Source organism: Paludifilum halophilum, from assembly GCF_002245355.1.
Classification (GTDB): Bacteria; Bacillota; Bacilli; order Thermoactinomycetales; family DSM-45169; genus Paludifilum; species Paludifilum halophilum.
The window spans coordinates 137,249-162,378 of the sequence record NZ_NOWF01000005.1 but is presented as its reverse complement, the minus strand read 5'-3'; the positions used below and the strand labels follow the sequence as shown (position 1 = coordinate 162,378).

The window sequence follows — 25,130 nt, the reverse complement described above, 5'->3', positions numbered from 1 at the left end:
TGTCGGGAGGGGGGCTTTGTCTGAAAATCCGATTCGCCTGCGTCCGGGATTCAGCTTGCGTTCTTCTGTTCCCCTACACCCGGATTACTCGACCGGATCCACTCTGTGAATGGGGACAGAGTAGCCAAAGTGACATCTGTCAAGCGATCATGCCGGTATTCCTTCATCAAATCGCTTTCCCATTTTTTCACGGCCCGTTGAAGCTGTTGTCGGAGAGAAACGGCCTTTTCAGTCCGGTTCTTTTCCGTCTCTTCAAGCTTGATCAGGAGCCGCTCCATGGTTTTCACCCGAGAATTCAGCTTCCGTTCGGCCGCCCGATCTACTTCGTCCTCCCGGTAAAGGTTCCGCAGCATGGTTTGCAGATCGCGCACCCGTTGCAATCGGGACTCGGGCAAAGGACGATACCCCGCATCCTCTGCCTCTTTTTCCGAGTTGAAAAATACCCGGTTTTCAGCAGGGACAGACTCCCATTCTTTCGCGGGTACATAATATTTGGTTTGGAAATCCCCGACGGGTCGGTACAATTCACTGCCCCGATCTCTGGCCCGAAAGACAAAGGGCGGTTCCAGAAGGGGATCTTCAGGATCCCAGATACCGGTTTCACGCTCTTTCGCCATGGTCAACATACGGGAATAAATATCCACTGATTCATCGGAAAAAGGCCAGATGAAATAGGTGATCGCATACCCCTTTTTCACCATTTCCAGATTGGTATTCATCCCGTCGGTTTTACGCGTTACTTCCGCCAATAGGCGTCCGTAGTCATCCAGGGGTTCCTCTCCCAGTTTCAAGACGACTTCATCTCCGGGGGAGAGAAGGGAACGCATGTGATTCGTTGCCCGTTTCCCGTGATTCATCTGGTTTCGGTCTTTTTCGTTCTCCACCTTGTGATAGGTTTCCGGGGTGTCAATATGGAGAAAGCGTACATTGTCCGCCCCCAACACCGGCTCAGCCAGGCGAAGGGTATCCCCGTCTACCACCTGTTCCACCTCGGCTTCCACTTGTTCGCCTTCCTCGATCGGCCGTTCCCTCGGTTCTTCCATCAACTGCAGATCCTCCTGGGAACGCGGAAGAACCTGATAAGTATCCCGGTACTGGCTGAAGATGCCCGTGATCGTATACCAACGGTCGGATCGGAGAGCGTCCGGATTGATTCCGGTGCTTTCCCACACCCTCAGTGTAAGCGCCTGAAGGTTTTCATCGATCACCGTCAGGTTGGTACCGCCGCCGGAGGATTCCGACTGATGGAGCAGGTATCCTTCCAGAGAAACCAGCCGGCCTTCCAAAGCTTCGGCGGATTCAGGATCCGCCGCATCCGAAAGATGGATGGATTCCACGGAAACCGGATCGCCCCGGTCCAAAACCTCCAGTCGATCCACCATGACCTGGGTCACTTGACGATACTCGCCGACAGTACCGGTCACTCGTAGACGATCCCCTTCCCGAACCGTCGGAAACCGGTCCGGATCATGGCTGAACAGCTGAATCCCCGCTTGTTCATCCTGAATGTATACGGAAAGTTTCCCCGGTTGCAGGAGACCGTTATCGACGTTGGCCACTCCTTCCACCGTGACCGACTGGCCGATGCGGGAGCGGGCTTCCTTTAAACTACCTCTTCCGGATCCGATTCCGCCCATTCATAGGAGGAAGCGCTTCGCAAACCGGGCACGGCGAAATAGGGGGACAATTCACCGCTGACCCGAACTTTTTTGCCCAGATGTTCCGGATGATCGTCTAAATTCAGATGTTTCCGTACATCATGATTCGGCAGTTGCACCGGCAGGAGACGATCCATTTCCCGCTCCTTCGGATCATCCGCCAACAACAGGTTGGTGCGAACAGAAAAGGGCGACTCAAATCTCCCTTCTCCCAGAGCACTCGTCGACGAACTGGTTCCGACGATATACCCTTCCACAGTCGCTTGCCCGCTGTTATCGGCGATCGCCTCCTCGACACTGACTACCTTTTCCCCCTCTGCCGCTCCGGCTGCAGGAAGGGCCGCAACCGTCATGACAGCCCACAGGAACAGCATTACACTCAGCCGCTTCCATACGGGATTTGACATCAGCCGATCTCCCCTCTCTCTTTTTGTTGCTCTTTTATCATACACGCTTTTTGTTTATCTTTTCTGAAGGTTTGTTATCAAATCAGTTACCCTTTTGATTCTCCGGCTTCTTTTCGCTATCATAAAAGATACTCTGGTGGAAAGGTATGAACCCATTGCCTACACAAGAACAACAACAAGCTCTCCGCCGGTTACCGGCGGTTCACCGACTGTTGGAACATCCCATCGTAAAACCTTATCACGATCGTATCCCACACTCCTATCTGTCCCAATGTACGGCGGACGTGTTGGCAATGAGACGGAGAGAGATCCTGGAACACTCGCTCCCCGGAGAGGTATCTGAAACGGATCTGGCGGACCGCGTCGTCCAAAACCTTCGTCGATGGGCGGAGCCCCGGTTAAAGCCATCAGTGAACGCTACCGGGATTATTCTCCATACCAATCTGGGACGAGCGGTACTGAGTGAGGAAGCGGCCGATGCGATCAGCCGCATCGCCCGCTCTGCCAGCAACCTGGAGTACCGACTGGAAGAAGGGGAACGAGGCTCCCGGCAGGACCATGTGGAAGAGCTGCTCCAACGATTGACGGGAGCGGAAGCGGCGATGGTAGTCAATAATAACGCGGCAGCGGTCTTTCTCGTCCTGCGAGCCTTGGCCGAAGGGAAAAAAGTGATCGTTTCCCGGGGTCAACTGGTGGAAATCGGCGGATCCTTCCGCGTTTCGGAGATTATGCGGGAAAGCGGCGCCCGGTTGGTCGAAGTGGGCACCACCAATAAAACCCGGGAGCGGGATGTCGCCGAGGCGATTACGGAGGAAACGGGCCTCTTGTTAAAGGTCCATACGAGTAATTTCAAAATCATCGGTTTTACGGAAGAGGTGCCCCGGAAAGCGATGGTTCACCTCGCCGACCAAAACGGCATCCCTTTCTTCGAGGATCTGGGAAGCGGTGTTTTATACGATTTGAAAAAGCACGGGATCGGAGACGAGCCCACCGTTCAGGAATGCGTCCGGGCCGGAGTGGACCTGCTCAGCTTCAGTGGCGATAAATTGTTAGGCGGACCGCAGGCCGGGATCATCGTCGGAAGAAAAGAGTGGATCCAACGGTTGAAACGACACCAGCTGGCCCGCAGTCTGCGTGTCGATAAATTTACGCTGGCCGGGTTGGAATCCACGCTTCGGCATTATCTGAACCCTGAAGAAGCAGCACAAAAGATTCCCACTCTGCACCAAATCCTGAAGCCGGCAGAGAAATTGCAAAAACAGGCGGAGCAGTTAAAACAACTCTTATCCCCGGAAATCGGCGATTTCGCACATCTGGAGGTCATCCCCTCCCAATCCGAAGTCGGGGGAGGATCCCTGCCCGGAGTGGAGATGCCCACCTATTGTTTAGCCGTTACCCCGGTGAAAGGTTCCGTCACCGGATGGGAAAAAAAGCTCCGCCAGGCGGAGACACCGGTGATCGGCCGGGTTTCAAAGGACAAGCTTTTTTTCGATCTGCGGACGATGGAAGAGGCGGATTTCCCCCGAGTGGTCCAAACCTTCCGGGAAGTCATCGCTACCGGGGAGGCGTGAACCCATTCAACAACACACTGAATCACTATGCTTTACGGCAGAGCTTATCCTGTTCACGCTCTGCCCTTTTTTTGGGGGATCACCTTCTACTCCGTCCCAAAACGATTTTCCTCGGCTTCCGTCCATAAAACGGTTCCTACCCCGACCTCCATCAAGCGGATGGACCTGTTTGCCCGGGTACAGGGTTCTTTCTTACATCCAGGCGTCGGATCCAGAGCAGAATGGCCGCCCCGATCAAAGAGAGAATCCCGTAGAGGAGATAAGCGGTGAAAATATGAAATCCATCGATCACAAAACCTCCAACCAAGGTGAAAAACCAATTCCCCAAGCCGGTTCCCACCGCTGTGTAAAGAGCGATCGCCGTGGTTTGTACTTCCCGGGGAGCGACCTCTTTGACATATTGTAAAGCGGCGGGGATAAATAACCCAACGGACAATCCCTGGGCCACCGTGGATATGTAAACCCAAACAACGGAGGGCTCCATGGCATAAAAAAGCCAACGGGATCCGGACACCACCGCGGCCAACAGAAGAACCGGAATCAAGCCCCGCCGGCGGATCCATCCTCCGGCCCACTTCATAAAAGGTGCTTCTGTTCCCGCTGCGAGCAGAAACCCCAGACCCACTCCGGCCAATGAGCCTCCCAGATCCTGAATCAACAGACCGAAGTAAAAGTTGTTGGCCTGAACCGGTCCAAACACCAAAAATGTGGTAACCAGGAACAAAAGAAATTGGGGCCGTCTCATTAGTCGCCGCAACCCTGAGCGCAAGTCAACGTTCAAAGCGACCTCCTCCCGGGGAAGCTTTAAACCGACCCCGACGGACAACCACATGGCACCGGCGAATCCATAAAAGATGACGGTCAAACCCGCCGCTTCGGAAAGCTCTCCCATGCAATAGGCCGCAACAGCGAAACCGACGGCCCCCCACAAACGCAGATTTCCGTAGTCCCCTCCTTCCCGATGAACATAGCTCATGGCGATACTGTCCGAAATGGGAATGATCGCCGCCTGAAAAGCGGCCAAAACCACAGCGAGAATCAACATCCACGCATACTCATCTAACAGGAGATATCCTAAACCCAGTGTCCCCGTGGCACCGACCGCCAGCGTCAACACTCGGTTGGAACGCCGGGTATAATCGCAAATCATCCCCCAGATCGGTTGAACGAGCATCATGACCACCGGACCCAAAGACATAATCATCCCGATTTGCGTTCCGTTCAGCTGGACTTCTTCCCGGAAGTAAACACTCAATAAAGGAAAAAATCCTCCCAATCCAGAGAAGATTAAAAAAAAGAACGCACTGAATGTAACCCTTGTTATACGGTTGCTTCGGTTCATACAGCTGATCCCTCTCTCGCCTCGTTCGGTTGATTTTGAGTCTATCGATAATTTTACCCTGCAATAAAAAAGCCGGGCAATAAGCCCGACAGATCAGTGTTCTTCGCCGGGATACTCCGCTACCACACGGGTCCCCAGCCCTCCCCGGGGGTTCCAGAGCGCCTCCACTTTCATGTATTTCGGTTGAGCCACTTGAACCAATTCCTCCAAAATCCGACGGGTCGCATGCTCCTGGTAGATCCCCACATTTCTGTAGGATGTCAAATAGTATTTCAAGGATTTCATTTCAATCAGATGTTGATCCGGGATCAACGTGATTTTCATCTCTGCAAAATCCGGCAGTCCGGACCAGGGGCAGACAGAGGTAAACTCCGCTGTCGGAATCTCCACTTCCACGTCCTTCCCCGGATATTCATAGGGGACTGTCTCCAACACATCGGTCATGATCGCCGATTCATCCTGCGTGTCGAATCGAATACTGCTATATTTCCTTTGGTCCGCGGTTTCCTTCTCCATGACTTGCTCCTCCTTCCCCCATCTTCGTATTTCGGCATATGAAAACCTCCCCGATCGTTTTCACACACGGACTCGGTATGGTGTGAGTCACCTTTACCTGCAGGGATACCGTAATCATCCGTGTAAGGAGTCATCGAAGAGGATTCGTTCAATCCCGCCAACGATTGAAAAATCACCGGATCATCCATCGTCGGGCTTGATTTGGCGGGAACGTGTGGGAATCGAACCCACCGGAGACGGCACGCGCCTCCCGCACGGTTTTGAAGACCGGGGGGGACACCAGTACCCCATCCGCTCCCACAGTCCAAACGGTTTTATGATATCTTGACTGCTTTTAAAGAGCAACTAACTGCAGTTTAACCAAGGAACACAAGTTTGTAAAGGCAACCGTCCAGAAAATCGTCGGCCGAGGAAGCTAACCCCCTCGGCCGACACACACTCCTATCCCCTTATCAAGCTGAGGGATTCACTCTCCAAAGATCATAAGGTCCTCTTTTTTACAAAAATCGGCCGCCGGACATCCACTGTCCGCCGTCCACGGTCAGACACTCCCCGTTGATATAATCCGCTTCCGGAGAAAAGAGAAAAGCCGCCGTCCCGGCGATCTCCTCCAAGCGACCGAATCGGCCGGCGGGAATGGTGGAGAGCACCCGTTCATGCATAGAATCGTTCAGGATCAGTTTATCTGTGCCGCCGGTGTTTTCGATGGGACCCGGAGCGATACAATTGATGCGGATTCCGTATTTGCTCCCCCATTCCACCGCCAAAGACTTACTCATCGCCAGAACTCCCGCCTTGGCGGAGGCGGAGTGAACCACCCCGGCGGCACCGGTCCAAGCATAAGTGGCGACAATATTAATAATGGACCCCTTCTTTTTCTCGGCAATCCAGTCCTTGGCCACCGCACGGGTGCAGTACCAGGTCCCATGGAGGACAATATCGATGACGGCATGCCATCCTTTATCGGAAAGATCCTCGGAAGGAACCACAAAATTGCCCGCCGCATTGTTCACCAGAAAATCCACCGGTCCAAAAGCTTCTCTCGCCTGTTCCACCATTTCCTGCACCTGATCCGGCCGGCGCACGTCCATCGGCACAGTCAATACCCGCCCCTCCAGAGCTTCCATCTCCCTTTTCGTCTGTTCCAGTTTCTCCGGGTCCCGGCCGGAAATGACCACATCGGCCCCGTCCCGGCAGAAGCGGGTAGCCATCGCTTTACCCATGCCGTTGGATCCTCCGGTGACAATCACGGTTTTACCCTTCATTCTTTCACACTCCTTCTATTTCGTTGAAAACGTTTCACTTAATGAATGAATAGCCATTCATTTTTAGGGTATACGGCCTCCTCTCTTTTGAACAGGAGGGCACTAATTTCATCCTATCCGACACCAAAAGCACCGTCAACGGAAGGTTGCAAAAATTTGAACGGATGGTGGCAAGCCCATGTCGTAGGTACGAACCGACCCCCCGGCACCTGAATATGGATCTACAGATGATTTCAGATCTATTGCATCTGTCTACGTTTATAGTATTCTATAAGAAAAGAGAGAAACCAAAAAGCCAAAAGACCGCTTCATTCGAAAAAGAGTCCATTTTACCGATTAGCTCTTCGCATGAATGGAATGTTTGAGGCAAAGGCCGGATCAAAAATATCGTTACGGTCACCGATCAAAGGAGAAGATGTCCTTCTATGAGCAAACATCTAAAGCGACTCGGCGGTCAAATCGTCGGGTGGTTCTTCATCCTGCTGGGCATTGCCGGCATTTGCCTGCCGCTCTTACACGGAATTCTATTTCTCTTCATCGGCTTACTGATTCTTTCCAAAACGTCCCCTTGGGCCACGAAAGTCTTGCACAAGCTGGAGAATCGCTTTCCCAACTTATCCAAACGCATCAACAAATGGAGGAAGCATCCCAAATGGGGACGACTTCTGCCCGATGACCGATAAACCCCCGCCGGTCCAGGACGGGGGCCGGTTTTTGCGGGGTCACTCGTTTCACTTCACGCGGGCGACAGCCAAACCGTCCCCGATGGTTAACAAAGTGGCGTCCAAGCGATGATCCTCCGCCAACCGTTTATTGGTCCGGCGGATTCCCTCGACGGCATCCTCTCTGTTTTCTTCATCAAAGATGCGATCGTGAAAAAACATATTATCCAAAGCAATGATCGCCCCCGGAGAGGACAGGTGGATCACCTTCTCCAGATAAACCGGGTAGCTTTCCTTATCGGCATCGATAAAGAAAAATTCAAATTGCTTACCTTCTGTTTCCAAGGATTCTAAACTGTCCAGGGCATCCCCCACTCGGTAGCGAATCCGGCTGGACAGTCCCGCCTTTTTTACATTTTCCTCTGCAAAAGCAGCATGATCCGGGTTGACTTCCAAGGAAAGAAGGCGTCCATCCGCCGGCAGCGCTCGTGCCATCCAAATCGCGCTGTAACCCCCGAGGCCTCCGATCTCCAGGACATTGTGCGCTCCGGATATTTTCACGAGCATATGCAACATCTGACCCACCTGAGGCGGAACGGAGATCTGGGGCATTCCCCGCTCCGATAATCCCTCGGAAATCGACGAAAGCCGTTCGTCTTCCCGCGCAAACCACTGGCGTACATACTCCTCGCGTGTCAATCCATCATCCCCTCCTTCTTATATAGTCATTTCAATTTTCCGTAATTCTACATCCTTTGTCTAGAAAAGATTCCGCTTCAGAAAGAAAAAAGGCCGTTACACAAAAGTGTAACGGCCTCGGTTTGGAGCGGATGACGGGAATCGAACCCGCGTTACCAGCTTGGGAAGCTGGTGTTCTGCCATTGAACTACATCCGCACGGCGGCGACGACATATTTAATTATAGCACGGGGGTGGGCGGAAGACAAGACCCCTTGTTTATTTTTTTGAAAAAAACCTTTGCTTGTTCCGCCTGGTACCATCCGAGTACAATAAACACAACCGTTGAAAAGGAAAATCGATTGAATCTAGAAAGGTGGATGCCGGTTTGACCGATCAAAATTACATTCTGGGAACCGCGGGTCATATCGATCACGGAAAAACCATGCTGACCCAGGCCCTGACCGGTGTCGATACCGATCGGCTTACAGAGGAGAAAAAACGGAGTATTTCCATTGAACCCGGTTTCGCTCCTCTCAAACTCCCCTCCGGATTGCAGGCATCGGTCATCGACGTCCCAGGCCATGAACGGTTTATTCGACAAATGGTATCCGGGGTGGCGGGTATCGATTACGTATTGTTGGTGGTCGCGGCAGACGATGGCGTGATGCCACAGACACGGGAGCACCTCTCCATTCTCAATTTGTTGGGAGTGAAAGCGGGTCTGGTCGTGCTGACCAAAATCGATCGGGCGGATCCGGAACTGCTTCCCCTGATTGAAGAGGATATCCGGGAAACGACTCACGGCACTTTTTTAGAAGATGCACCGATCTTAAGCGTCTCCTCCACCACCGGTCAGGGAATCGAGACATTGAAGACCGAAATCGACCATCGTATTCCCCGCCTTCCTCCCCGCCGGGACCATGGACCTTTCCGCTTGCCGGTGGATCGTTCCTTCACGGTCAAAGGCGCTGGAACGGTGGTCACCGGAACGGTGCATTCCGGAAAAGCGGGAGTTAGTTCGGAATTGATCATCCTGCCATCGGAAATGAAAGTCAAGGTGCGGCAAGCTCAAGTACACGGACAAACCGTCGACGTTGTTCATGCCGGACAACGAGCGGCTCTCAACCTGACCATGTCCGACAAGGCATTCCCATCCCGGGGGCAAACCCTGGTTCAAGAAGGGGCTTGGAAGGCAACGCGCCGAATGGATATCCGGGCGGTTTCCCTGCCGCAATTAACCTTCTCCCTCAAACAGCGAAGCACAGTCAAAGTCCTGATCGGCACAGCAGAGGTTCTGGCCGATCTGATCCTCTATGACCGGAAAGAGTGGGCGGCCGGTGAGGAGATCTACGCCAGCCTTCACCTGTGGAAACCGGTCGTGGCAGGTCGTGACGACCGGTTTATCCTGCGGCGGCCGACCCCCATCGCCACCATCGGCGGCGGTGAAGTCGTCACCCCCTACGCCGCGAAACACAAAGTCCACCCGAATGCCGCCGAGGCCATCCGCCGCCGGGCGACAGCCGATCTTCCCGAACGTATCCTGGATTCTCTGGAAACGGAAAATTTGTTGCAGACGGCTGTGGAATTAGCCCGCTCATTGGGAGAATCGGAGGCTGATTTGTTTACCGAGTTGAAGAAGTTGGTCGAGGAAAAAAGAGCCGTGCGCTTCGACGACAGCTACGCATCCAAGGCGGCTCTGGAACAAAAAGAGAAATTGTTTCAAGAAAGCCTGGAGAAATACCATCGGGAACATTCCATGCGTCCCGGCCTTCCCAAAGCGGAGTGGGGCTCGCGTTTTTTACCCCGCCAGTCGGCTAAACAGATCTCTCTCCTTCTGGATTACTGGGAAGAAAGGCACGTGTTGCGCCGGGAAGAAGACACCGTCGCCCTTGTCGCTCATCGGCCGTCGATCCCGGATCCGTGGGCGGACAAGGTGGAAACCATGGTTCAACAAATCGCCGGAGAAGGACTGACTCCTTCAGAGTGGGAAAAACATCTGAAAGAGGCGGACTTGCCCGAATCGATCCGCGAAGATTTACGTTTGTACCTGATACGGACCGGCGACCTCATTCCTTTGACCGATCACTTGCTGGTCCATCGGATTCCCTTTGACAAAGCCGTGGAAAAAGTCGAGGCATGGATCCGGGAACGGGGATCCCTTGCGATGCAGGAAGCAAAACAGCTATTCTCGTTGTCCCGGAAATACCTGGTACCTTTGCTGGAAACTATGGATAATCGCGGGATCACCCGGCGGCGGAATAACGAACGGGTTTTGGCCAGTGAATAAAAAAGGGGAGGCGATCCTCGAAAGGAGGCCTCCCTTTTTTATCCGCTTTAAAACCCGGCGATCGGTGCGATAAAAGCTGTCAGAATCACGGCGACAGCACCGATTCCGACCGCCCACCAGCCTAATCGGCTTCCCCGGCGGGCGCTGATGATACCGAGAACAATTCCGGCGGAACCCAGCAAAAACGGAACGACAAAGAAAGCGAGGATCGATAAGATGATACTGATCGTTCCAATTCCATTTCCTTCTGTTCTGGCATCCTCTCCGGCTTCGCGGTTTTCATCCCGCTCCCGACCAAAGTCCACCCTGGGACCGATCGGCGTAACCTCACCTGCCGCTTCCACATCTTCATTTTTATCGCGGGGGGCTCTCACGTCATCCGCCCCTATCTGATCATCACGGCGGTTTAACGGCTCCTGAAAGTCGAGCTCCGCATCGCCCGCTCCTCCCGCAAAATCCACTTCATCCGCAGGTCGAAAATCCTGATCCAATTCCACTTCGTCCGCGGCGGGGTATTCTTCGGCGGCTTCCATATCCCTAGCCGGGCGGAACGCCTCTTCCGGACCGCCGTTTTTCCGCTGTCGGTCGTTTTTATGAGCCAAGGGAAAATCCCTCCTCCCTGTCCGATTTATTTTTAGTATGTACAGGGCGGCAACGGGTATTTTGACAGTTTGATACAGCGGTTTTAAATTCGAAAAATGGACGCTTGTTTCTTAAATCAAGACCATGCTAAGATGATAAAGTCACGAATACAGGGAGGACCTTAACAAGATGCTATCACAGTGGTTGGATGCTTTAGTGGAATGGTTCTTGGAAAACGGTTCCTGGGGACTGGCTATCATGTCTTTTACAGAATCTTCCTTTTTCCCGATTCCCCCGGACTTCGTTTTGCTACCTTTGGGAATTGCCCAACCGGAACTCGCTTTATGGTACGCCTTTTTAACCACTTCTTTTTCCACTCTCGGCGCCATCCTGGGATGGTGGATCGGCCATAAACTGGGACGGCCGGTCATGATCCGCTTTTTTAAACGGGAAACCGTTGAAAAAGTGGAAGGTTATTTTAAACAGTTTGGCGGCTTTACGCTGGCCATCGCTGGATTTACCCCGATTCCTTACAAAGTGTTTACCATCGCCTCGGGGTTATCCCAAATCAGAATCCGGGAAGTTCTTTTATGGTCCTTCCTCGGAAGAGGTTGCCGCTTTTTTCTGGAGGCAGCGCTCATCATGTGGTTGGGGAAAGCCGCAGAATCCTTTATCGACGAGTACTTTGGCCTGATTACCGTTATTGTCGTAGGTGTCATCCTGGTAGCCTATCTTCTCTACCGTCTGTTCAAACGAACCCGGACCAACGCAGTTCGGAAATAAGATTTCAAAAAAGCAGCCGCACCCGAAAAACGGGGCGGCTGCTTTGTGCCATACGGTAAAAGGATCCCGCCGGTTTCATCTCGAAGAAGAGAAGGATGAAAACTTGTCACCTCTCCGAAAATTTTCGATCAAAAGAAACCCTTTACTTTTCCATGTGCCGAGAATCGGATAAAACCCCGTTCTCCGCGATCTCAAAGGAGGATACCTATGAACATACGCTACATTCGTGTTCCCGTAGCCAATGTTTGGAGGCAACCGAACCAAGTCCGGGAAGTGGACCGGCCTTCTCTTTCCGATTCGCCCGATTGGGAGCAATGGCTCCACGGAATGAGTCTGGAGGAACGGAAGGACCTCGTAGGCCGTTTGGAGTCTCAGTTATTGTACGGCGAACCGGTCATCGTTATGAAAGAGGTGAACGGTTGGGTTAAAGGAGTCATTCCGGATCAGTACACTCCCAAGGATGGACGGGGTTATCCCGGCTGGATTCCGGCCAATCAACTTACATTCGACCCGCAATATCACCGAGCCTGGGAAGAAAAACCCCTGGCCTATGTCACAGCCGACGAGACCCGACTGAATCCGGAAGGTGAAAATAAATCCCTGAACATCAGTTTCATGACCAAACTCCCCCGGGTCGGGGAAAGCGATGGAAAAGCTATTGTACTCCTTCCCGACAGCAATACCGGTCGAGTTCCCCTCAAAGATGTCACCATTGCTCGGCAACTTCCTATCAGCGGCGGACTCCAACGAATCGCCAATGCCAGGCGCTTTCTGGGGCTTCCTTATCTATGGGCGGGCATGTCCTCTCGGGGGTTTGACTGCTCCGGGTTCATGTACCGCATCTTCGAAGCTGGCGGAATCCGAATTCCCCGGGATGCAGACATTCAGGCCCGTTATGGAACAAAAGTATCCAGACAAGGGTTGGAGCCCGGTGACCTGGTGTTTTTCGCCCATGAACAGGGACGGGGAAGGATCCACCATGTCGGCATGTATATTGGCGAAGACCGCTTTATCCATTCACCCAACACGGGAAATCCGGTCAGAGTCAATCGAATGACCGACAAACCTTACTGTGAAGAATTTTGCGGCGGAAGCCGCTATCACGGAACAGAAATTTTCGATGACGAAAACCGTAACCATCTGCGATGATACTGGGTGTAAAAATACGTTCACCCACGCGCACGGTTTCATATTTTACTGCCCCATCATCTGCTCCAGGCGTTCCAAACGGCGCAGAATGTCGTGAATCGCGGCATCAGATTGGGAACCGGGAGATGTAGACCGCTGTCCCCGGTTTGTTTTTTTCATCTCTTCCTTCAACTGTTGGTTTTCTTCGAGCAAATCTTCAAAGTTCTTGATCACGATATCGAGGAACTCGTTCACTTCGTCTACATCGTAACCGCGTAGAGATGTCTTGAAGTCTTTGTTAAAGATATCCCTGGGTGTTAAACGCTCCATTGTGAACTCCCCCTCATCGATGGTTTTTCGGTCAAATTCCGATAAACCCGGCCGGGCAACCGGTCCCGACCCCGGCCCGCGTCCTGCAGGAATGAGCGCCGTCATCCTGTGGGCACCGCTTGACTCTGTTCCCTGCAGACCGCTTTTCCTATATATCTTACCATACGAAAAAAGGGGCGGTAACCGAAAAAAGGCGAATCGAAAACATTTCCCTCGCGGTATGAAAAAAGCTGCCCCGTAGTTCGAGGCAGCTTATCGCGCATGATTCCCCTTAGCGTGCAGCGGGGAAGGTCCGTTGAACCATATCCATGAATTCGTCCATGATCCCGGTAATCGGACGACCATCACGAACATCCCGGGCATAATCGCGCATGCGATTGACAAAATCAGGATTGGCCGAAACGAAAACCCGATCCACACTGGGATCCTTCTTGCGGACGCGCTTCGCGATCCGGTCTTTCATTTTGTCGGTCATGCCGCCCTCATAATCCTTGTCAAACATGACAGCGACATAAGCGGTGGCGTCCGTCACCATCACGGTGGAGGAATCGATGCCCTCCATCTTGGATACAGAATCGGCTACTTGATCCGCCACCCGCATATTTTGTCCAGCCCGGGTCCGATCGGCGTCCCGATCCGTACGGATCCGATCAATGTCCCGCCGATCCCGATCGACGTCCCGGTCCCGGACCGGATCGACATTCCTCGTTCCTTCATACCCCACTCGAGTAGGGTCATCCCGGTTCGGCCGTGACTCCGGTTGGCCCTGCATGGCACAGCCGACAGAGAAAAAGACGAGGTTAAAGACCGTAATCACAAGGATCCATCTGGATACTAATTGCATGGTACTGCCTCCTTTTATTGACAGAATCACACATAGTATCCACCGGGCTTCCCTGTTTTATGTAAACAAAGAGAGCTGCCTGTACGGCAGCTCCCAAACAGCAGTCCGGCGATTAATCGTCATTTAAAAACAGCAACACGAAATGCAGCAGTTCCAAAATCGCATACAAGGTGGAGGCGACATAAGTCAGAGCCGCCGCATTCAACACCTTGTTGACGCCGCGTTCTTCCATGTTATTGATAAACCCGTCTTTCACCAAAATTTGCTTGGCTCGACTGCTGGCATTAAACTCCACCGGCAGAGTGACTACTTGGAAAGCCACTGCGGCGGCAAAAAGAACGATACCAAGCAGTAACAGACCGCTCATCTTCATCAGAAGTCCCCCGAGCAGCATCAGGGGAGCGATTCCCGAAGCAAAATTGGAAACGGGGAACATCCGGTGACGCAGGACCAAAAATCCATAGGCTTCTTTGTGCTGAATAGCGTGGCCGCATTCGTGGGCGGCGACGGAAACTGCCGCAATCGAGTTTTCATAATATACCGGTTCCGACAAGCGGACCACCCGGGACATCGGGTCGTAATGGTCCGTCAGCTTCCCGCGAACCGGCTCCACCGGGATATCGCGGAGACCGTTTTCATCCAGGATACGCCGAGCGACATCCCGTCCCGTCATTCCAGAACCGGCCATTTCCTTGGACCATTTTTTAAAATTCCCTTTTACCTTGAACTGAGCCCACATGGTAAGACCAAAAGCGGCAAAAATCAGCAAGAGCATAAGGGCATTCATTCGGCATTTCCCCTTTGTTTCATAGATGTTTTCCGTTTAAGGCTCGCCTCATGCTTTAGAAAGTATCACTTTGAAATTGGCGGGGTATAGTCCAAATCCCTCTTTGCCGATACTGTATATCGTTACACCTTAAACAGACCTGTCGGAACCAATGATTCAACCGACGGGCCGATCGATTTTTTTGCACACGAATATAAACGAAACGGCGAGCAACGGCGGCGAGTTGACGGTTACTTTTCGCCGGCGCTCCGGTCCAGGCGCCTTCCGTCTCACCGGGGGATAAAGTAAGCAATATCATCAGCAGGAGGTAATGCCACTTTTTTCGCATCAAAAACCAAACACCCTCTTGCATGAAACAAGGTTCTCCCCACTACTCATTATACCATAAACTTCAACCTGCGCTATGTATAACTTGTGAACAAACATCGTTTATGAATCGGTGACAAAGTTCATGACGAGTCCGCCGACCAGCACCACCGTCAACAACAGGATAATCCACAACCCAATATTGGACTTACCCAATGCAATCTCCTCCCATGATAGCGAAATCAACCTCTTTTTTTGTAGATTATTACATCAGTGGTGACTTTGTAAATGATCAATGAAGGACGGCGATAACTTTGATAAAATATTGTAAGGGCATTCAGTTGTATTCAGTATCGCAAGGAGGTAGGAGATGGACTTGATCGAAAAACTCGTTGACGCAGAAAAGCTGGAAGAATTTCATTTCCTTCTGGAACTTGTTCTTATCTTGGTCGCCGTAAAGTTGGCAGGCCATTTAAGCCGAAAAATCGGCCAACCTTCGGTCTTCGGAGAGCTCCTCGTCGGGATCGTTCTGGGCCCCGCTCTGCTCGGATGGATTACGGTGGATCCGGACCATCCCGGTTTAATCATCGAATTGGCCGAAGTCGGCGTCATTTTGCTGATGTTTCTGGCCGGACTGGAAACCGACGTTGAGGAATTTAAAAAAACAGCCTACGGCTCATCCCTAGTGGCGGTGGGCGGGGTGATCTTTCCGCTCATCTTGGGCTTCGCCACCGGTTTGATGTTCGGGTATGACTATTCGACGTCCATCTTCATCGGTACGCTTCTGGTAGCGACCAGCGTCAGCATTTCCGTGCAAACGCTAAGAGAACTAGGCAAACTTCAGACAAAGGAAGGGGTCACCATTCTGGGGGCCGCTGTCCTGGATGACGTCCTCGGTATCATCATCCTGTCCATGGTGGTGGGTTTCGCCGCCGGAAGCGGAGGCGGAGGCAGCGTCATCGACATTGTTCTGTTGCTCGCCAAAATCGTTGTCTTCTTTGTTTTGATTTTCCTGACGGGCCGGTATGTCCTTCCCCGGTTGTTCCGGTGGGCGTCCAACCTTATGACCACCGAGGTTCTGCTCACCTTTGGCCTCATCGCCGCTCTCGGTTTCGCCTACTTTGCCGAGATGTTCGGTTTAGCGGGGATTGTCGGTTCTTACTTTGCCGGTCTGATGCTCAGCTTGACCAAATACCGACATGAATTGTTCGAGAAAGTGGAGGTTGTCGCCTTTTCCTTTTTTGTTCCCGTCTTTTTCGTCAGCATCGGTGTCAGAGCCGATCTCAGCGGAATAACTGCGGACATTCTGTTCCTGATCCTGATCCTCTGTATCGTGGCTATTCTTACCAAGCTTATCGGGGGAGGACTCGGAGCGAAATTGGCCGGATTTAACTGGCGCAGTTCAGCAGGGATCGGCGCCGGGATGGTCGCCCGCGGCGAAGTCGGTCTGATCGTCGCCTCCATCGGGCTCGGTCGGAATCTGATCGATGATGAGTTATTCACTGTCACGGTGATCATTGTATTAGTGACGACTCTGGTTACACCGCCCATGTTGAAGATGCTCTTCGGCGAAAAGAAAAAGTCCAAGAGCACCGGTTCTTCTTCATAGGAACCTAACGGAAAGGCTCCCCTTGAAATACAAGGAGAGCCTTTTTTTGCCTAACAACAAGCCGGGGGCCAGACCGGTCCCCCGGCTGTTATCCAGAGAGGTTGTCCACAGTCAATGCTTCGGCTTAAACGTGTGGCAGCAAGTATCCTTGGAAATGCGGGCGGAATGGTCCTGATGGTCGGAATCGACGTACTCTCCTCCGATCTTTTCGTCCAATTTTTTGTCCCAATGTTCGTCGATTTCCACCATAATCGCATCCGCGTTACAATGATTTCCTTCTCCCCAGTAATGACAGTTGGCAACGCTGCACTTCACTTCAGGCATTCGCTTCACCTCCTGCCACTCAGTATTCATCAGCGGCAGAAGGGATATAGCTGGCAAAATTAATCCGGGGTCTTATCCGCCTCTTTCAGTGCATCGACGATTTTATGAATCGATTCGACTTTAATCCCTTTATCGTTACGGGCGGAAACCGTCAAATACACATCGGCGCTGAAAGTGGGAATGTGCTCTTTCACTTCCACTTCCGTTTCTCCATACATTTTGCGGAAAACGCGCTGGTCACCGATCTTTTCCCAACCCATCCGGATCAATTCTTCCTCGTACAGTTCAAAGTCTTCTTCTTTGATATTGAGTAACACACTGGTTACCTTCAATGCGGGACCTCCTCACACTTGAAATCGAATGTATTATAACACGATACCAGGGTTTACCTAAACTCAGTCCCGAAAAAGAAACTCGTCGTTGCGGCGCATTCCGATATTGAGTACCAGGCCGATCGCCACCATTTCCATCAGAAGGGCACTGCCTCCATAGCTGATAAAGGGCAGCGGCAGTCCGGTAATCGGAAGAATGCCCACTGTCATCCCGATATTTTGAAAGACCTGGAACACGATCATTCCAATCACGCCGGCCACGATATAGGCACCAAACCGTTCTTCACACTGCAGACCCACTTTGACCATCCGGTAGAGAAGAAAAATAAAGGTACAAAGGAGAAGGCTCCCGCCAATAAAACCGAACTCTTCCGCAAAAACGGCGAAGATAAAATCATTGTGCGGTTCCGGAATCCACTTGCCTTGGGCTTGTGTCCCGTTGTGGAACCCCTTTCCGGATAGTTGCCCGGATCCGACAGCGATCATCGACTGAGTCAACTGGTAACCGGCACCGCTGGGATCCGATGCGGGATTCACAAACGTTTCAATTCGCTCGATTTGGTGATCCTGCAACAGGGTGTGAAGAAGCGGGTGATCGGTAAAATAAAGGGTCAGCACCCCTCCCACAAGTACCGTCACGGAACTCAATCCAGCCAGAATGATGCGCCAGTCCAGACCCGCCACCAATAAGACCGAGGCGGCAATCCCCAGGAGCACCAGGGCCGTACCCAAGTCTGGCTGGATCAAAACCAGGAAGAAGGGCAATGCAAACAGACCGGAGAGTTTTCCTAATGTTTTCCAGTCGCGAATGGGTAGCCTCTTCACCTCACTGGTGACTTTCGCTAATAGAATGATCAAAAACAGCTTCATAAATTCCGACGGTTGAAATTGAAACGCTCCGATTTTCAGCCACTGCTGAGCTCCCTTCGCAGAAGTTCCGACCCCGGGAATCATGACCAGAACCAGAAGGAACAGGCCAAAACCGTACAGAAGATAAACAAACCGTCCCTGGGCCAAGACCCGATAGTCGAAAAGGAGTGTGGCGGCAAGAAGTAGAATACCTAAACCGTACCAGTAAATTTGTTGCTTTAGATAGACCGGGTCGATGGTGTATGTAGCTCCCGAGATGGCAACAATGCTGATAACAGCCAAAGCGATCACGAAGAGTACCAACGGAACATCCAACTGCCGTAACAGACGGCTGATTTTCATCCTAACACCCGTCTCTCTGATAAAAACTCCGGCGAAAAACGCCATGCGTCCGGTCGGAGCCTCCCTCACCCCGGACGTGTATAACCCAGTATACCGTATCTCCCGAATCCATTGAAACAGCTGAGAGAAGGGGAATGAGGAATTTTCTGCGACCGCGTCCGGAATCCGGTTCAATTCTTTGAATGAAGGAGATCACGATGGTACGCAATAAACCTGATTTCTGGATGATATTCATCATCTTCGCTCTAACGGGGTTCGGTTTGGTCATGGTATTCAGCGCCAGCTATTACACGGGGTTAACCAACCACGATGACAGTTACTATTATTTCAAACGCCAGCTTTTTTGGGCCGCTCTGGGCCTCATCGTCTTTTTCAGCGTGTCCAATATTCCCTATACCCTGTACCGCAAGCGAGTGGGCTGGATCGTTCTGGGAAGCTTCTTCATCCTGCTGCTGGTGTTTGTTCCGGGAATCGGAGTCTATCTGAACGGATCCCACCGATGGGTGGAGTTGGGTCCGATCGGCTTTCAGCCCTCGGAACTGGCCAAAATCGGAGCACTGATTTACACCGCCTCCATCATGACCAAGAAGCAGGACTGTCTGCACCAGTTTAAACGGGGATTGTTACCCCCCTTGATTGTAATCGGGATTTTTTGCACTCTGATCGTGATCGAACCCCATTACAGCAGTACAGTCATCCTGCTCCTCTCCTGCTTGACGGTCATCTACTGCGCCGGAGCGAGGATCAAACATCTCCTTTGGTTGGGGTTGACCGGCCTTCCGGTGATGATCGCCTTGATGATGATAAAATCCTACCGAATCGACCGGATCGCGGTCCTGTTCGATCCATGGAAGGATCCGACGGATAATGGATACCAGATGATTCAATCCCTTTTCGCCATCGGCCCCGGAGGCCTTACCGGAAAAGGATTGGGCAACAGCATCCAAAAATTGGCCTACCTTCCCATGGCTCAAACGGACTTCATATTCGCCATTATCGCCGAAGAGCTGGGCTTCATCGGCGGAAGCCTCCTCGTTCTGATGTTTGTTTTTCTGATCATCCGCGGCGTGAAAATTTCCCTGAGAGCCCCCGACTCTTTCGGAAATCTGCTGGGAATCGGGATCATCAGCATGTTTTCCATTCAGGCTCTGTTTAACCTGGGTGTTGTCACTGCCGTGCTGCCGGTGACCGGGGTTCCTCTTCCCTTTATCAGCTACGGAGGAACCTCTCTCGTCATCAGCATGTTGGCGGCGGGAATCCTCCTCAATATCTCCCGGTACCGGACAACCGCTTCCGCACGGAAAGAGAAGAGTCGGGCCCCCGATAAAAGAGCGCGGCCATCCGGAATGGTCACTACCTGATCCCCGGAGTTCTCCGACAGTTGTCAAACGACCTTCCCGGGAGGAAGGTCGTTTGCATACGGTTTTCGTTTACTCTTTTTAAAGCCAACTTGTCTCCGTTTCTTACGGTGAAATCATTCCCTCTACGGGGCTGCTGGCGGAAGCCGTTCCCTTTTTGGCGATGCGACCTGCTTCATAGCCGAGCCGTCCGGCTTCCACCGCCAGTTTCATTCCCCGAGCCATTCGTACAGGATCTTCAGCTCCCGAGACAGCGGTGTTGAGCAAAATTCCTTCCGCTCCCAGCTCCATCGCCTGAGCTGCGTCAGCGGGGGATCCGATCCCCGCATCTATGATCACCGGAACACGGGATCGTTGGATGATCAGTTTCAGATAGTGCGGGTTGAGAATCCCTTGTCCGGATCCGATCGGGGAGGCACCGGGCATAATCGCGTGCGCCCCCGCTTCCTCCAATTTTTGCGCCAGAACAGGGTCATCGCTGGTGTAGGGAAGAACGATAAACCCTTCCTCCACTAACATCCGGGTCGCTTCCAGAGTAGCGACAGGATCCGGAAGCAAAGTGTCGGAATCCCCGATCACTTCCACTTTGATCATGTCGCACAACTTGGAAGCCCGTGCCAAACGGGCGATGCGAACCGCTTCTTGGGCTGTGCGGGCTCCCGCCGTATTGGGCAACAGGCGAAAACGGTTCAATGGAAGTTGTTCCAGAAAATTAGGCTGATTCGGATCACTGATATTCATCCGGCGAAGGGCAAAGGTAAGAATTTGCGCTTCGGACGCCTCCACCGCCTGACGTTGGACCTCCAAACTTGAAAACTTCCCCGTACCCAGCAACAGACGGGATTCAAAGGTATACGGACCGATCTGAAGCACAGGCCTCAACCTCCTCCTACAAAATGAACGATCTCCAATTCGTCTCCTTCTTCCAAAGCAGTGGAGATAAACTGTTCCTTCTCCAGCACTTCCCGGTTACGCTCCACCACCACGATTCGCTCCGAAACCTTCAAGTGAATCAACAAATCTTCCACCGTTCTCACATCTTGCGGCAAAAGGTAGGAATCGCCATTCAAACGGATTTTCACCTTTTTCACCCCCATCCTGACTGGGTCACCCTTTCCCCTCGCTCCGGAGAAAAGGGATGAAACTCGGGAACTTCCAAACCGGCCAGTAAGTCGGCCATTCCGCGACCCGTTACCGGACTGAGCAAAATACCATTCCGAAAATGGCCACTCGCCACATATAGGTTACTCAGCTCCTTCACCCGGCCCAGATAAGGCAGGCCGTCGGGAGAACCGGGTCTGAATCCGGCCCAACTGCGCTCCCAATTTCCCCCGCTCAGTTCGGGGACCATGCGAAGGGCTTCCCGGCTCAGCCGATGAAGACCTTCCAGTGTAACCCCCGGCGACGTATCGTTTTCCCGCTCTGTAGCTCCGACGATGACTTGTCCGTCCGGTTTGGGAACCAGGTAAGCTCCGGGACCGAACAGAGTCTTCCGGAACAGCGGTTCGGATACCTGTACCGACAACGACTCCCCCTTGACCGGAAAGACCGGGAGTGAAACACCCGCCATCCGGGCCACCGATCGGGTCCAGACTCCCGCGGCCAACACCACTTGTTCCGGCCGGTAAGAGCCTGCACTCGTTTCTACTTCCTTCACCCGGCCCCGTTCTACCCGAAGTCCTGTTACAAAAGCCCCTTCGACTCCTTTTCCGCCTAAGATGTGTAAGCCGCGGGCAAAAGCCCGAGTCAGCCGGGGAGCGGAAACCTGGGTATCCCCGGGCAAGTGTAAAGCCCCTTTCACCTCTGAAGAAAGTGCCGGTTCAGACTGTATTAACTGCTCCTGACTCCACCACTCCGCTTTCTCTCCGATTTCCCGTTGCCATTCTCCACGTTGCTGTAACTCGCCGGATTCCCGTTCATCCATCGCCAGACGCAGCATACCCGCGGAGTTCCACTCAATATCCAGCCCGGTCAACTGAAGCAGTTCCTGTTGCAGGTCGGGAAACATGCGCCGACTGGCCAGACAGAGATCCACCATCGGGCCTGGGAAAGAGGTCTCAACCTGTGCTCCCAGCATTCCAGCCGCTGCCGAAGAGGCGTGATCCCCGATCCGGTCCCGCTCCAACACGGTTACACGCGCACCTCGCTTCGTGAGATAATAAGCAATCGCGCAACCGATCACTCCACCTCCAATCACCACCACATCCGGCTTATTCAAGCGATCATCCCCTTTTTATCGAAATCCGTCCCGCATGGCCGTCTTCAGCTTTTGAGCCGACACAGCCGGGTTTTCTGCATCCATGACCTCGGAAATGACGGCGACCCCGTCACACCCGCTGCCTGCCAGTAAGTGAATATTTTGAGCCTTGATTCCTCCGACGGCCATTACGGGAACCGGAACCGCCTCTGCCAGTTGGGTCAGTGCTTTGACACCCCTGGGAGTTTTTCCGGGTTTAGAGGGAGTGGAAAAGATATGTCCGTAAAACAGGTAATCCGCTCCATCCGCGGCCCGCTGCTGAGCGGTTTTCACGGAGTGAACCGAACAACCGATTTTGATTCTCGTTTTCGCTTCATCCCTTACCACATCGGGCATTGGACCGGTTTCCGGCAGATGCACCCCCGCGCACCCCACTGCCGCAGCCACTTCCCAGTCACCGTTCACCATCAGCCGTTCGGGGGGAATTCCTCCTTCATCCAACAGGGAGCGCGCCCAGTAAATAAGTTCTTCGGGGGCCAATCCCTTTTTTCGTAAATAAAAGACATCCACCCACTCCATCGTTTCCCGGAAAACACCAATCAGATCCTTGAGGGAGTGGGTTTCTCCGCTGATAAGATGAAGGGTCGGTGCACCGTCCGCCATATACTATCCCCCCCAACAAAAAAACCGGCATCCGAGGGGATGCCGGTCGTTTTGGTTCGTCAACCGTTGAGCCCCACTTTCTTACGCTGGCATCAACCAGGTCAAGTTCAAAGGGTTGAGACTTTCGCCCCTCTCAGCACGTTTTCCGTGCACCCCTAGTGGTTCAGTACGTATTTCAATTTTTTATCATTTTAGCAACCCTTCTCTACCGTCGTCAACCCGATGCCATCTTCCGAAATTTTTTCAGAAGAGGCGGGGCTGGGGCACCTCGACACGGACATCTCCGTATACAAAGGTTTGACATGCCAGACGATACCCGGACTCCACCGGCTCCTCCCCCAGGCGAAGGACTTCCCGGTCACCGACCTCATTCAGATTTTCCGGGCCCTCCAACACACGGATTCGGCATGTCCCGCAACGGGCCGACGTGCAATTAAACGGAATCATAATGGAACGGGAAATCGCTTCAAAAAGGAGGTTCTCCCCTTCATCGCAGTCAAAAGCATGTTCACTGGTTCCGATTTTGATCTCCACCCGCGGCATCTGACAACCTCCTGGACGCGCACTCCTTCAATAATTGTTTTAGTACTTGCGCGTTATTCTCTGCTTTGTTTTTGCTGGCGTATAACAGCGTCACAGGGCCGTTTCCCGTCTTTTCCAACAGTTCCTCCAACGCTCGAGGATTCACTTCGTTACGGTAGTCTTCAGCGAAAGAGGCAAAATCGCCGTCCTTGTGAAACCTTTTACGCAGTTGTTCGGAAGGGGCCAAACCTTTGACCCAGAGATCCACCCGGGCCTTCTCCTTGCTTAAACCCCGGGGCCACAAACGGTCCACCAAAACCCGGATTCCATCTTCATCACCAGGGGCTTCATAAACCCTTTTGACACGGATCTCCATCCTCTCACCTCGCCAATCATACCCAACCGATTAAAACGGCCAAATAATGGCTCAGGGTAGCAAAGAGCAATCCGGATCCCAAGGTTCCGACTGCAATGGAAACGGCGGAAACCCAGAACGGCACGCGGAAAAAGGCAGCGGCAAAACAGGCTGTATAGGCACCCGTTCCGGGAACAGGAACCGCTACAAACAAAAACAGACCCAAGGGAGCGCCGTACTTGCGGATTGAATTTCCGTTTTTTACGGCACGTTTTTGAATCCCTTGAAAGAATTTACGGTAGCGGGGCGACTTTTTATAGACCCATCCCATCAACGGTTCGAAAAAATAAAGGAGAGGAATAATCGGGATCAAGTTCCCGATGATTCCGATGATTAACCCTTGGTAGTAAGGCAGACCGACCAGGGTAGCGTAGGGAATCGCTCCCCGAAGTTCGATAAAGGGAAGCCCCGCCAGGATAAGTACTTGTAATTCTTTAGGGAACCAGGCTAACCATTCCTTGACCATCAGTTGTTCATTTCTCCTCTCCAATCGCTTACCTCAACGGTGCCGTCTCTTTCTCTTATGATATGGTCCGAATGAGTCTCCCGTATAGTCAGACCTCTTTGGCTCCGTTATTTGCGAACGGAATTGTACCGGTTATTCAGCTGGTAAAAATACCGAGTAATCCACAACGCGATGACGGGAAGTAAAACGAGCACCACGATTCTTCCGTAATGGTGCAGGACCTCGAACAGCTTTTCCCAGTGGGATCCCAGTAAAAAGCCCAGACCGATGAACGTGGCACACCAGGTGAATGCCCCGAAGTAGGCGTAAACGGCGAACCGACCCCACCCCATTTTTGAAATACCCGCCATATAGGCGGTGACATGGCGCACTCCGGGAATGAAGTAACCGAAAAAAAGCACCCAGTTGCCGTATTTCCGGAACAGCAATTGCGCCATTCTGAGCCGCCTGCGTGTGATAAAAAATTTGTTCCCGTATCGCTTAAGAAAAGGATACCCCAGCTGGCAACCGAGGAAATAACTGATACTGATCCCGCCGGCAGAACCAGCCAGGGCACTGATAAAAGTAAAAGAGAGGTTGAGATAACCCACGGAAGAAAGATAACCGATAAAGGTCATCATAATTTCGTCCGGTAGTGGTAACCCCGCAATTCCCATCACCAGAAAAAAGAAAATCCCCAGATATCCGTATTGCGATAGGAGGTCCAATACCGTTTGTTCCATGGTCCAACCCCAATCTCGGTACATACCAATAGTATTAGAATAACATACTTTACCCGCTGCCCGGAAGTTCAGCAACCTGCCGGGGGATCACAGCCTTCTCATCCATATTGTATGTCCAGAATCCGAAAATCCTTCACCGGATTTCAATTCTCCACAGCGATC

General features: G+C 52.5%; 28 protein-coding genes, 2 tRNA genes and 1 riboswitch. Of the genes, 7 read left to right on the top strand and 23 right to left on the bottom strand.

The window, feature by feature from the left end; genetic code table 11:
* Nucleotides 1–50 precede the first annotated feature (50 nt).
* Nucleotides 51–1,637 (bottom strand): thermonuclease family protein, encoded by a 1,587-nt coding sequence (locus tag CHM34_RS09645; RefSeq protein WP_094264396.1) that lies wholly within the window; start codon nucleotides 1,635–1,637, stop codon nucleotides 51–53.
* Nucleotides 1,604–2,065, bottom strand: coding sequence for a DUF6359 domain-containing protein (locus CHM34_RS18955; RefSeq protein ID WP_141201674.1), 462 nt, complete (start codon nucleotides 2,063–2,065; stop codon nucleotides 1,604–1,606). The genes CHM34_RS09645 and CHM34_RS18955 overlap by 34 nt, the downstream gene beginning before the upstream one ends.
* 146 nt (nucleotides 2,066–2,211) lie before the next feature.
* On the opposite strand from CHM34_RS18955, the gene selA reads away from it, so the two are divergent.
* The gene (gene selA, locus CHM34_RS09640) at nucleotides 2,212–3,636 is read left to right on the top strand and encodes an L-seryl-tRNA(Sec) selenium transferase (RefSeq protein WP_094264395.1); all 1,425 of its coding nucleotides are present in this window, start codon (nucleotides 2,212–2,214) and stop codon (nucleotides 3,634–3,636) included.
* 151 nt (nucleotides 3,637–3,787) lie between these two features.
* Here the strand turns inward: selA and CHM34_RS09635 are convergent, their stop codons facing one another.
* The 4 genes from CHM34_RS09635 to fadH all read right to left on the bottom strand — a co-directional run bounded on the left by CHM34_RS09635 (nucleotide 3,788) and on the right by fadH (nucleotide 6,759).
* Nucleotides 3,788–4,978: an MFS transporter gene (locus CHM34_RS09635; RefSeq protein WP_094264394.1), complete on the bottom strand. Its 1,191-nt coding sequence runs from the start codon at nucleotides 4,976–4,978 to the stop codon at nucleotides 3,788–3,790.
* 93 nt (nucleotides 4,979–5,071) lie between these two features.
* A complete protein-coding gene (gene queF, locus CHM34_RS09630; RefSeq protein WP_094264393.1) occupies nucleotides 5,072–5,494 on the bottom strand; it encodes a preQ(1) synthase in 423 nt (140 codons plus the stop codon).
* 202 nt (nucleotides 5,495–5,696) lie between these two features.
* Nucleotides 5,697–5,793 (bottom strand) — tRNA-Sec (locus CHM34_RS19300).
* A gap of 198 nt (nucleotides 5,794–5,991) precedes the next feature.
* Complete coding sequence (gene fadH, locus CHM34_RS09625; protein WP_094264392.1) at nucleotides 5,992–6,759, bottom strand: 2,4-dienoyl-CoA reductase; 768 nt, start codon at nucleotides 6,757–6,759, stop codon at nucleotides 5,992–5,994.
* Between the two features lie 425 nt (nucleotides 6,760–7,184).
* Between fadH and CHM34_RS09620 the strand changes: the two genes are divergently transcribed.
* A complete protein-coding gene (locus CHM34_RS09620; RefSeq protein ID WP_094264391.1) occupies nucleotides 7,185–7,442 on the top strand; it encodes a PGPGW domain-containing protein in 258 nt (85 codons plus the stop codon).
* 48 nt (nucleotides 7,443–7,490) lie between these two features.
* On the opposite strand, the gene CHM34_RS09615 is transcribed toward CHM34_RS09620, so the two are convergent.
* Entirely contained in the window at nucleotides 7,491–8,120 is a 630-nt protein-coding gene (locus CHM34_RS09615; protein ID WP_094264390.1) for an O-methyltransferase, read from the bottom strand.
* Between the two features lie 123 nt (nucleotides 8,121–8,243).
* Nucleotides 8,244–8,317 (bottom strand) — tRNA-Gly (locus tag CHM34_RS09610).
* A gap of 169 nt (nucleotides 8,318–8,486) precedes the next feature.
* Between CHM34_RS09610 and selB the strand changes: the two genes are divergently transcribed.
* Nucleotides 8,487–10,388, top strand: a complete 1,902-nt coding sequence (gene selB / locus CHM34_RS09605; protein ID WP_141201673.1) for a selenocysteine-specific translation elongation factor — start codon at nucleotides 8,487–8,489, stop codon at nucleotides 10,386–10,388.
* A 47-nt stretch (nucleotides 10,389–10,435) separates the two neighbouring features.
* Here the strand turns inward: selB and CHM34_RS09600 are convergent, their stop codons facing one another.
* Nucleotides 10,436–10,990 (bottom strand): hypothetical protein, encoded by a 555-nt coding sequence (locus CHM34_RS09600; RefSeq protein WP_094264388.1) that lies wholly within the window; start codon nucleotides 10,988–10,990, stop codon nucleotides 10,436–10,438.
* 169 nt (nucleotides 10,991–11,159) lie between these two features.
* Between CHM34_RS09600 and CHM34_RS09595 the strand changes: the two genes are divergently transcribed.
* Nucleotides 11,160–11,753, top strand: a complete 594-nt coding sequence (locus tag CHM34_RS09595; protein WP_094264387.1) for a YqaA family protein — start codon at nucleotides 11,160–11,162, stop codon at nucleotides 11,751–11,753.
* A 207-nt stretch (nucleotides 11,754–11,960) separates the two neighbouring features.
* A complete protein-coding gene (locus CHM34_RS09590) occupies nucleotides 11,961–12,902 on the top strand; it encodes a C40 family peptidase (RefSeq protein WP_094264386.1) in 942 nt (313 codons plus the stop codon).
* Nucleotides 12,903–12,947: 45 nt separating this feature from the next.
* Here CHM34_RS09590 and CHM34_RS09585 read toward each other — a convergent pair whose 3' ends face one another.
* The 3 genes from CHM34_RS09585 to CHM34_RS09575 form a co-directional block, all read right to left on the bottom strand.
* Nucleotides 12,948–13,211, bottom strand: coding sequence for a DivIVA domain-containing protein (locus CHM34_RS09585; RefSeq protein ID WP_094264530.1), 264 nt, complete (start codon nucleotides 13,209–13,211; stop codon nucleotides 12,948–12,950).
* Nucleotides 13,212–13,482: 271 nt separating this feature from the next.
* On the bottom strand, nucleotides 13,483–14,055 hold the full coding sequence (locus CHM34_RS09580) for a YhcN/YlaJ family sporulation lipoprotein (RefSeq protein ID WP_094264385.1): 573 nt from the start codon (nucleotides 14,053–14,055) through the stop codon (nucleotides 13,483–13,485).
* A gap of 112 nt (nucleotides 14,056–14,167) precedes the next feature.
* The gene (locus tag CHM34_RS09575; RefSeq protein ID WP_094264384.1) at nucleotides 14,168–14,842 is read right to left on the bottom strand and encodes a zinc metallopeptidase; all 675 of its coding nucleotides are present in this window, start codon (nucleotides 14,840–14,842) and stop codon (nucleotides 14,168–14,170) included.
* 676 nt (nucleotides 14,843–15,518) lie between these two features.
* On the opposite strand from CHM34_RS09575, the gene CHM34_RS09565 reads away from it, so the two are divergent.
* Nucleotides 15,519–16,757: a cation:proton antiporter gene (locus CHM34_RS09565; RefSeq protein WP_094264382.1), complete on the top strand. Its 1,239-nt coding sequence runs from the start codon at nucleotides 15,519–15,521 to the stop codon at nucleotides 16,755–16,757.
* A 111-nt stretch (nucleotides 16,758–16,868) separates the two neighbouring features.
* On the opposite strand, the gene CHM34_RS09560 is transcribed toward CHM34_RS09565, so the two are convergent.
* The 3 genes from CHM34_RS09560 to rodA form a co-directional block, all read right to left on the bottom strand.
* Nucleotides 16,869–17,081 (bottom strand): DUF1540 domain-containing protein, encoded by a 213-nt coding sequence (locus CHM34_RS09560; protein ID WP_094264381.1) that lies wholly within the window; start codon nucleotides 17,079–17,081, stop codon nucleotides 16,869–16,871.
* Nucleotides 17,082–17,140: 59 nt separating this feature from the next.
* On the bottom strand, nucleotides 17,141–17,413 hold the full coding sequence (locus CHM34_RS09555; RefSeq protein WP_094264380.1) for a hypothetical protein: 273 nt from the start codon (nucleotides 17,411–17,413) through the stop codon (nucleotides 17,141–17,143).
* A gap of 63 nt (nucleotides 17,414–17,476) precedes the next feature.
* Nucleotides 17,477–18,670, bottom strand: a complete 1,194-nt coding sequence (gene rodA / locus CHM34_RS09550) for a rod shape-determining protein RodA (protein WP_094264379.1) — start codon at nucleotides 18,668–18,670, stop codon at nucleotides 17,477–17,479.
* 152 nt (nucleotides 18,671–18,822) lie between these two features.
* On the opposite strand from rodA, the gene ftsW reads away from it, so the two are divergent.
* Nucleotides 18,823–19,986 (top strand): putative lipid II flippase FtsW, encoded by a 1,164-nt coding sequence (gene ftsW / locus CHM34_RS09545; RefSeq protein WP_094264378.1) that lies wholly within the window; start codon nucleotides 18,823–18,825, stop codon nucleotides 19,984–19,986.
* A gap of 102 nt (nucleotides 19,987–20,088) precedes the next feature.
* On the opposite strand, the gene CHM34_RS09540 is transcribed toward ftsW, so the two are convergent.
* The 8 genes from CHM34_RS09540 to CHM34_RS09505 form a co-directional block, all read right to left on the bottom strand.
* Nucleotides 20,089–20,856 carry a thiazole synthase gene (locus CHM34_RS09540; RefSeq protein WP_094264377.1) on the bottom strand — a complete coding sequence of 256 codons (768 nt, stop codon included), beginning with the start codon at nucleotides 20,854–20,856 and terminating at the stop codon, nucleotides 20,089–20,091.
* Nucleotides 20,857–20,861: 5 nt separating this feature from the next.
* Nucleotides 20,862–21,065, bottom strand: a complete 204-nt coding sequence (thiS, locus tag CHM34_RS09535) for a sulfur carrier protein ThiS (RefSeq protein WP_240511954.1) — start codon at nucleotides 21,063–21,065, stop codon at nucleotides 20,862–20,864.
* A gap of 5 nt (nucleotides 21,066–21,070) precedes the next feature.
* On the bottom strand, nucleotides 21,071–22,201 hold the full coding sequence (gene thiO / locus CHM34_RS09530) for a glycine oxidase ThiO (RefSeq protein ID WP_094264376.1): 1,131 nt from the start codon (nucleotides 22,199–22,201) through the stop codon (nucleotides 21,071–21,073).
* A gap of 15 nt (nucleotides 22,202–22,216) precedes the next feature.
* The gene (locus tag CHM34_RS09525) at nucleotides 22,217–22,843 is read right to left on the bottom strand and encodes a thiamine phosphate synthase (protein ID WP_094264375.1); all 627 of its coding nucleotides are present in this window, start codon (nucleotides 22,841–22,843) and stop codon (nucleotides 22,217–22,219) included.
* A 61-nt stretch (nucleotides 22,844–22,904) separates the two neighbouring features.
* Nucleotides 22,905–23,010: riboswitch (TPP riboswitch) on the bottom strand.
* A gap of 76 nt (nucleotides 23,011–23,086) precedes the next feature.
* Nucleotides 23,087–23,386: a 2Fe-2S iron-sulfur cluster-binding protein gene (locus CHM34_RS09520; RefSeq protein ID WP_094264374.1), complete on the bottom strand. Its 300-nt coding sequence runs from the start codon at nucleotides 23,384–23,386 to the stop codon at nucleotides 23,087–23,089.
* Complete coding sequence (locus tag CHM34_RS09515; RefSeq protein WP_094264373.1) at nucleotides 23,352–23,741, bottom strand: DUF488 domain-containing protein; 390 nt, start codon at nucleotides 23,739–23,741, stop codon at nucleotides 23,352–23,354. Before CHM34_RS09515 ends, CHM34_RS09520 begins: the two co-directional genes overlap by 35 nt.
* 16 nt (nucleotides 23,742–23,757) lie before the next feature.
* Nucleotides 23,758–24,246 carry a COG2426 family protein gene (locus CHM34_RS09510; protein ID WP_094264372.1) on the bottom strand — a complete coding sequence of 163 codons (489 nt, stop codon included), beginning with the start codon at nucleotides 24,244–24,246 and terminating at the stop codon, nucleotides 23,758–23,760.
* Between the two features lie 107 nt (nucleotides 24,247–24,353).
* Nucleotides 24,354–24,968, bottom strand: a complete 615-nt coding sequence (locus CHM34_RS09505) for a DedA family protein (RefSeq protein ID WP_094264528.1) — start codon at nucleotides 24,966–24,968, stop codon at nucleotides 24,354–24,356.
* Nucleotides 24,969–25,130: the final 162 nt, after the last annotated feature.

What these genes read in the sequence shown, in the direction of transcription:
- CHM34_RS09645 (WP_094264396.1), bottom strand. Translation starts at nt 1,637, where the DNA reads ATGGGCGGAATCGGATCCGGAAGAGGTAGTTTAAAGGAAGCCCGCTCC.
- CHM34_RS18955 (WP_141201674.1), bottom strand. Translation starts at nt 2,065, where the DNA reads ATGTCAAATCCCGTATGGAAGCGGCTGAGTGTAATGCTGTTCCTGTGG.
- selA (WP_094264395.1), top strand. Translation starts at nt 2,212, where the DNA reads ATGAACCCATTGCCTACACAAGAACAACAACAAGCTCTCCGCCGGTTA.
- CHM34_RS09635 (WP_094264394.1), bottom strand. Translation starts at nt 4,978, where the DNA reads ATGAACCGAAGCAACCGTATAACAAGGGTTACATTCAGTGCGTTCTTT.
- queF (WP_094264393.1), bottom strand. Translation starts at nt 5,494, where the DNA reads ATGGAGAAGGAAACCGCGGACCAAAGGAAATATAGCAGTATTCGATTC.
- fadH (WP_094264392.1), bottom strand. Translation starts at nt 6,759, where the DNA reads ATGAAGGGTAAAACCGTGATTGTCACCGGAGGATCCAACGGCATGGGT.
- CHM34_RS09620 (WP_094264391.1), top strand. Translation starts at nt 7,185, where the DNA reads ATGAGCAAACATCTAAAGCGACTCGGCGGTCAAATCGTCGGGTGGTTC.
- CHM34_RS09595 (WP_094264387.1), top strand. Translation starts at nt 11,160, where the DNA reads ATGCTATCACAGTGGTTGGATGCTTTAGTGGAATGGTTCTTGGAAAAC.
- CHM34_RS09590 (WP_094264386.1), top strand. Translation starts at nt 11,961, where the DNA reads ATGAACATACGCTACATTCGTGTTCCCGTAGCCAATGTTTGGAGGCAA.
- CHM34_RS09585 (WP_094264530.1), bottom strand. Translation starts at nt 13,211, where the DNA reads ATGGAGCGTTTAACACCCAGGGATATCTTTAACAAAGACTTCAAGACA.
- CHM34_RS09580 (WP_094264385.1), bottom strand. Translation starts at nt 14,055, where the DNA reads ATGCAATTAGTATCCAGATGGATCCTTGTGATTACGGTCTTTAACCTC.
- CHM34_RS09575 (WP_094264384.1), bottom strand. Translation starts at nt 14,842, where the DNA reads ATGAATGCCCTTATGCTCTTGCTGATTTTTGCCGCTTTTGGTCTTACC.
- CHM34_RS09565 (WP_094264382.1), top strand. Translation starts at nt 15,519, where the DNA reads ATGGACTTGATCGAAAAACTCGTTGACGCAGAAAAGCTGGAAGAATTT.
- CHM34_RS09560 (WP_094264381.1), bottom strand. Translation starts at nt 17,081, where the DNA reads ATGCCTGAAGTGAAGTGCAGCGTTGCCAACTGTCATTACTGGGGAGAA.
- rodA (WP_094264379.1), bottom strand. Translation starts at nt 18,670, where the DNA reads ATGGCGTTTTTCGCCGGAGTTTTTATCAGAGAGACGGGTGTTAGGATG.
- ftsW (WP_094264378.1), top strand. Translation starts at nt 18,823, where the DNA reads ATGGTACGCAATAAACCTGATTTCTGGATGATATTCATCATCTTCGCT.
- CHM34_RS09525 (WP_094264375.1), bottom strand. Translation starts at nt 22,843, where the DNA reads ATGGCGGACGGTGCACCGACCCTTCATCTTATCAGCGGAGAAACCCAC.
- CHM34_RS09520 (WP_094264374.1), bottom strand. Translation starts at nt 23,386, where the DNA reads ATGCCGCGGGTGGAGATCAAAATCGGAACCAGTGAACATGCTTTTGAC.
- CHM34_RS09515 (WP_094264373.1), bottom strand. Translation starts at nt 23,741, where the DNA reads ATGGAGATCCGTGTCAAAAGGGTTTATGAAGCCCCTGGTGATGAAGAT.
- CHM34_RS09510 (WP_094264372.1), bottom strand. Translation starts at nt 24,246, where the DNA reads ATGGTCAAGGAATGGTTAGCCTGGTTCCCTAAAGAATTACAAGTACTT.
- CHM34_RS09505 (WP_094264528.1), bottom strand. Translation starts at nt 24,968, where the DNA reads ATGGAACAAACGGTATTGGACCTCCTATCGCAATACGGATATCTGGGG.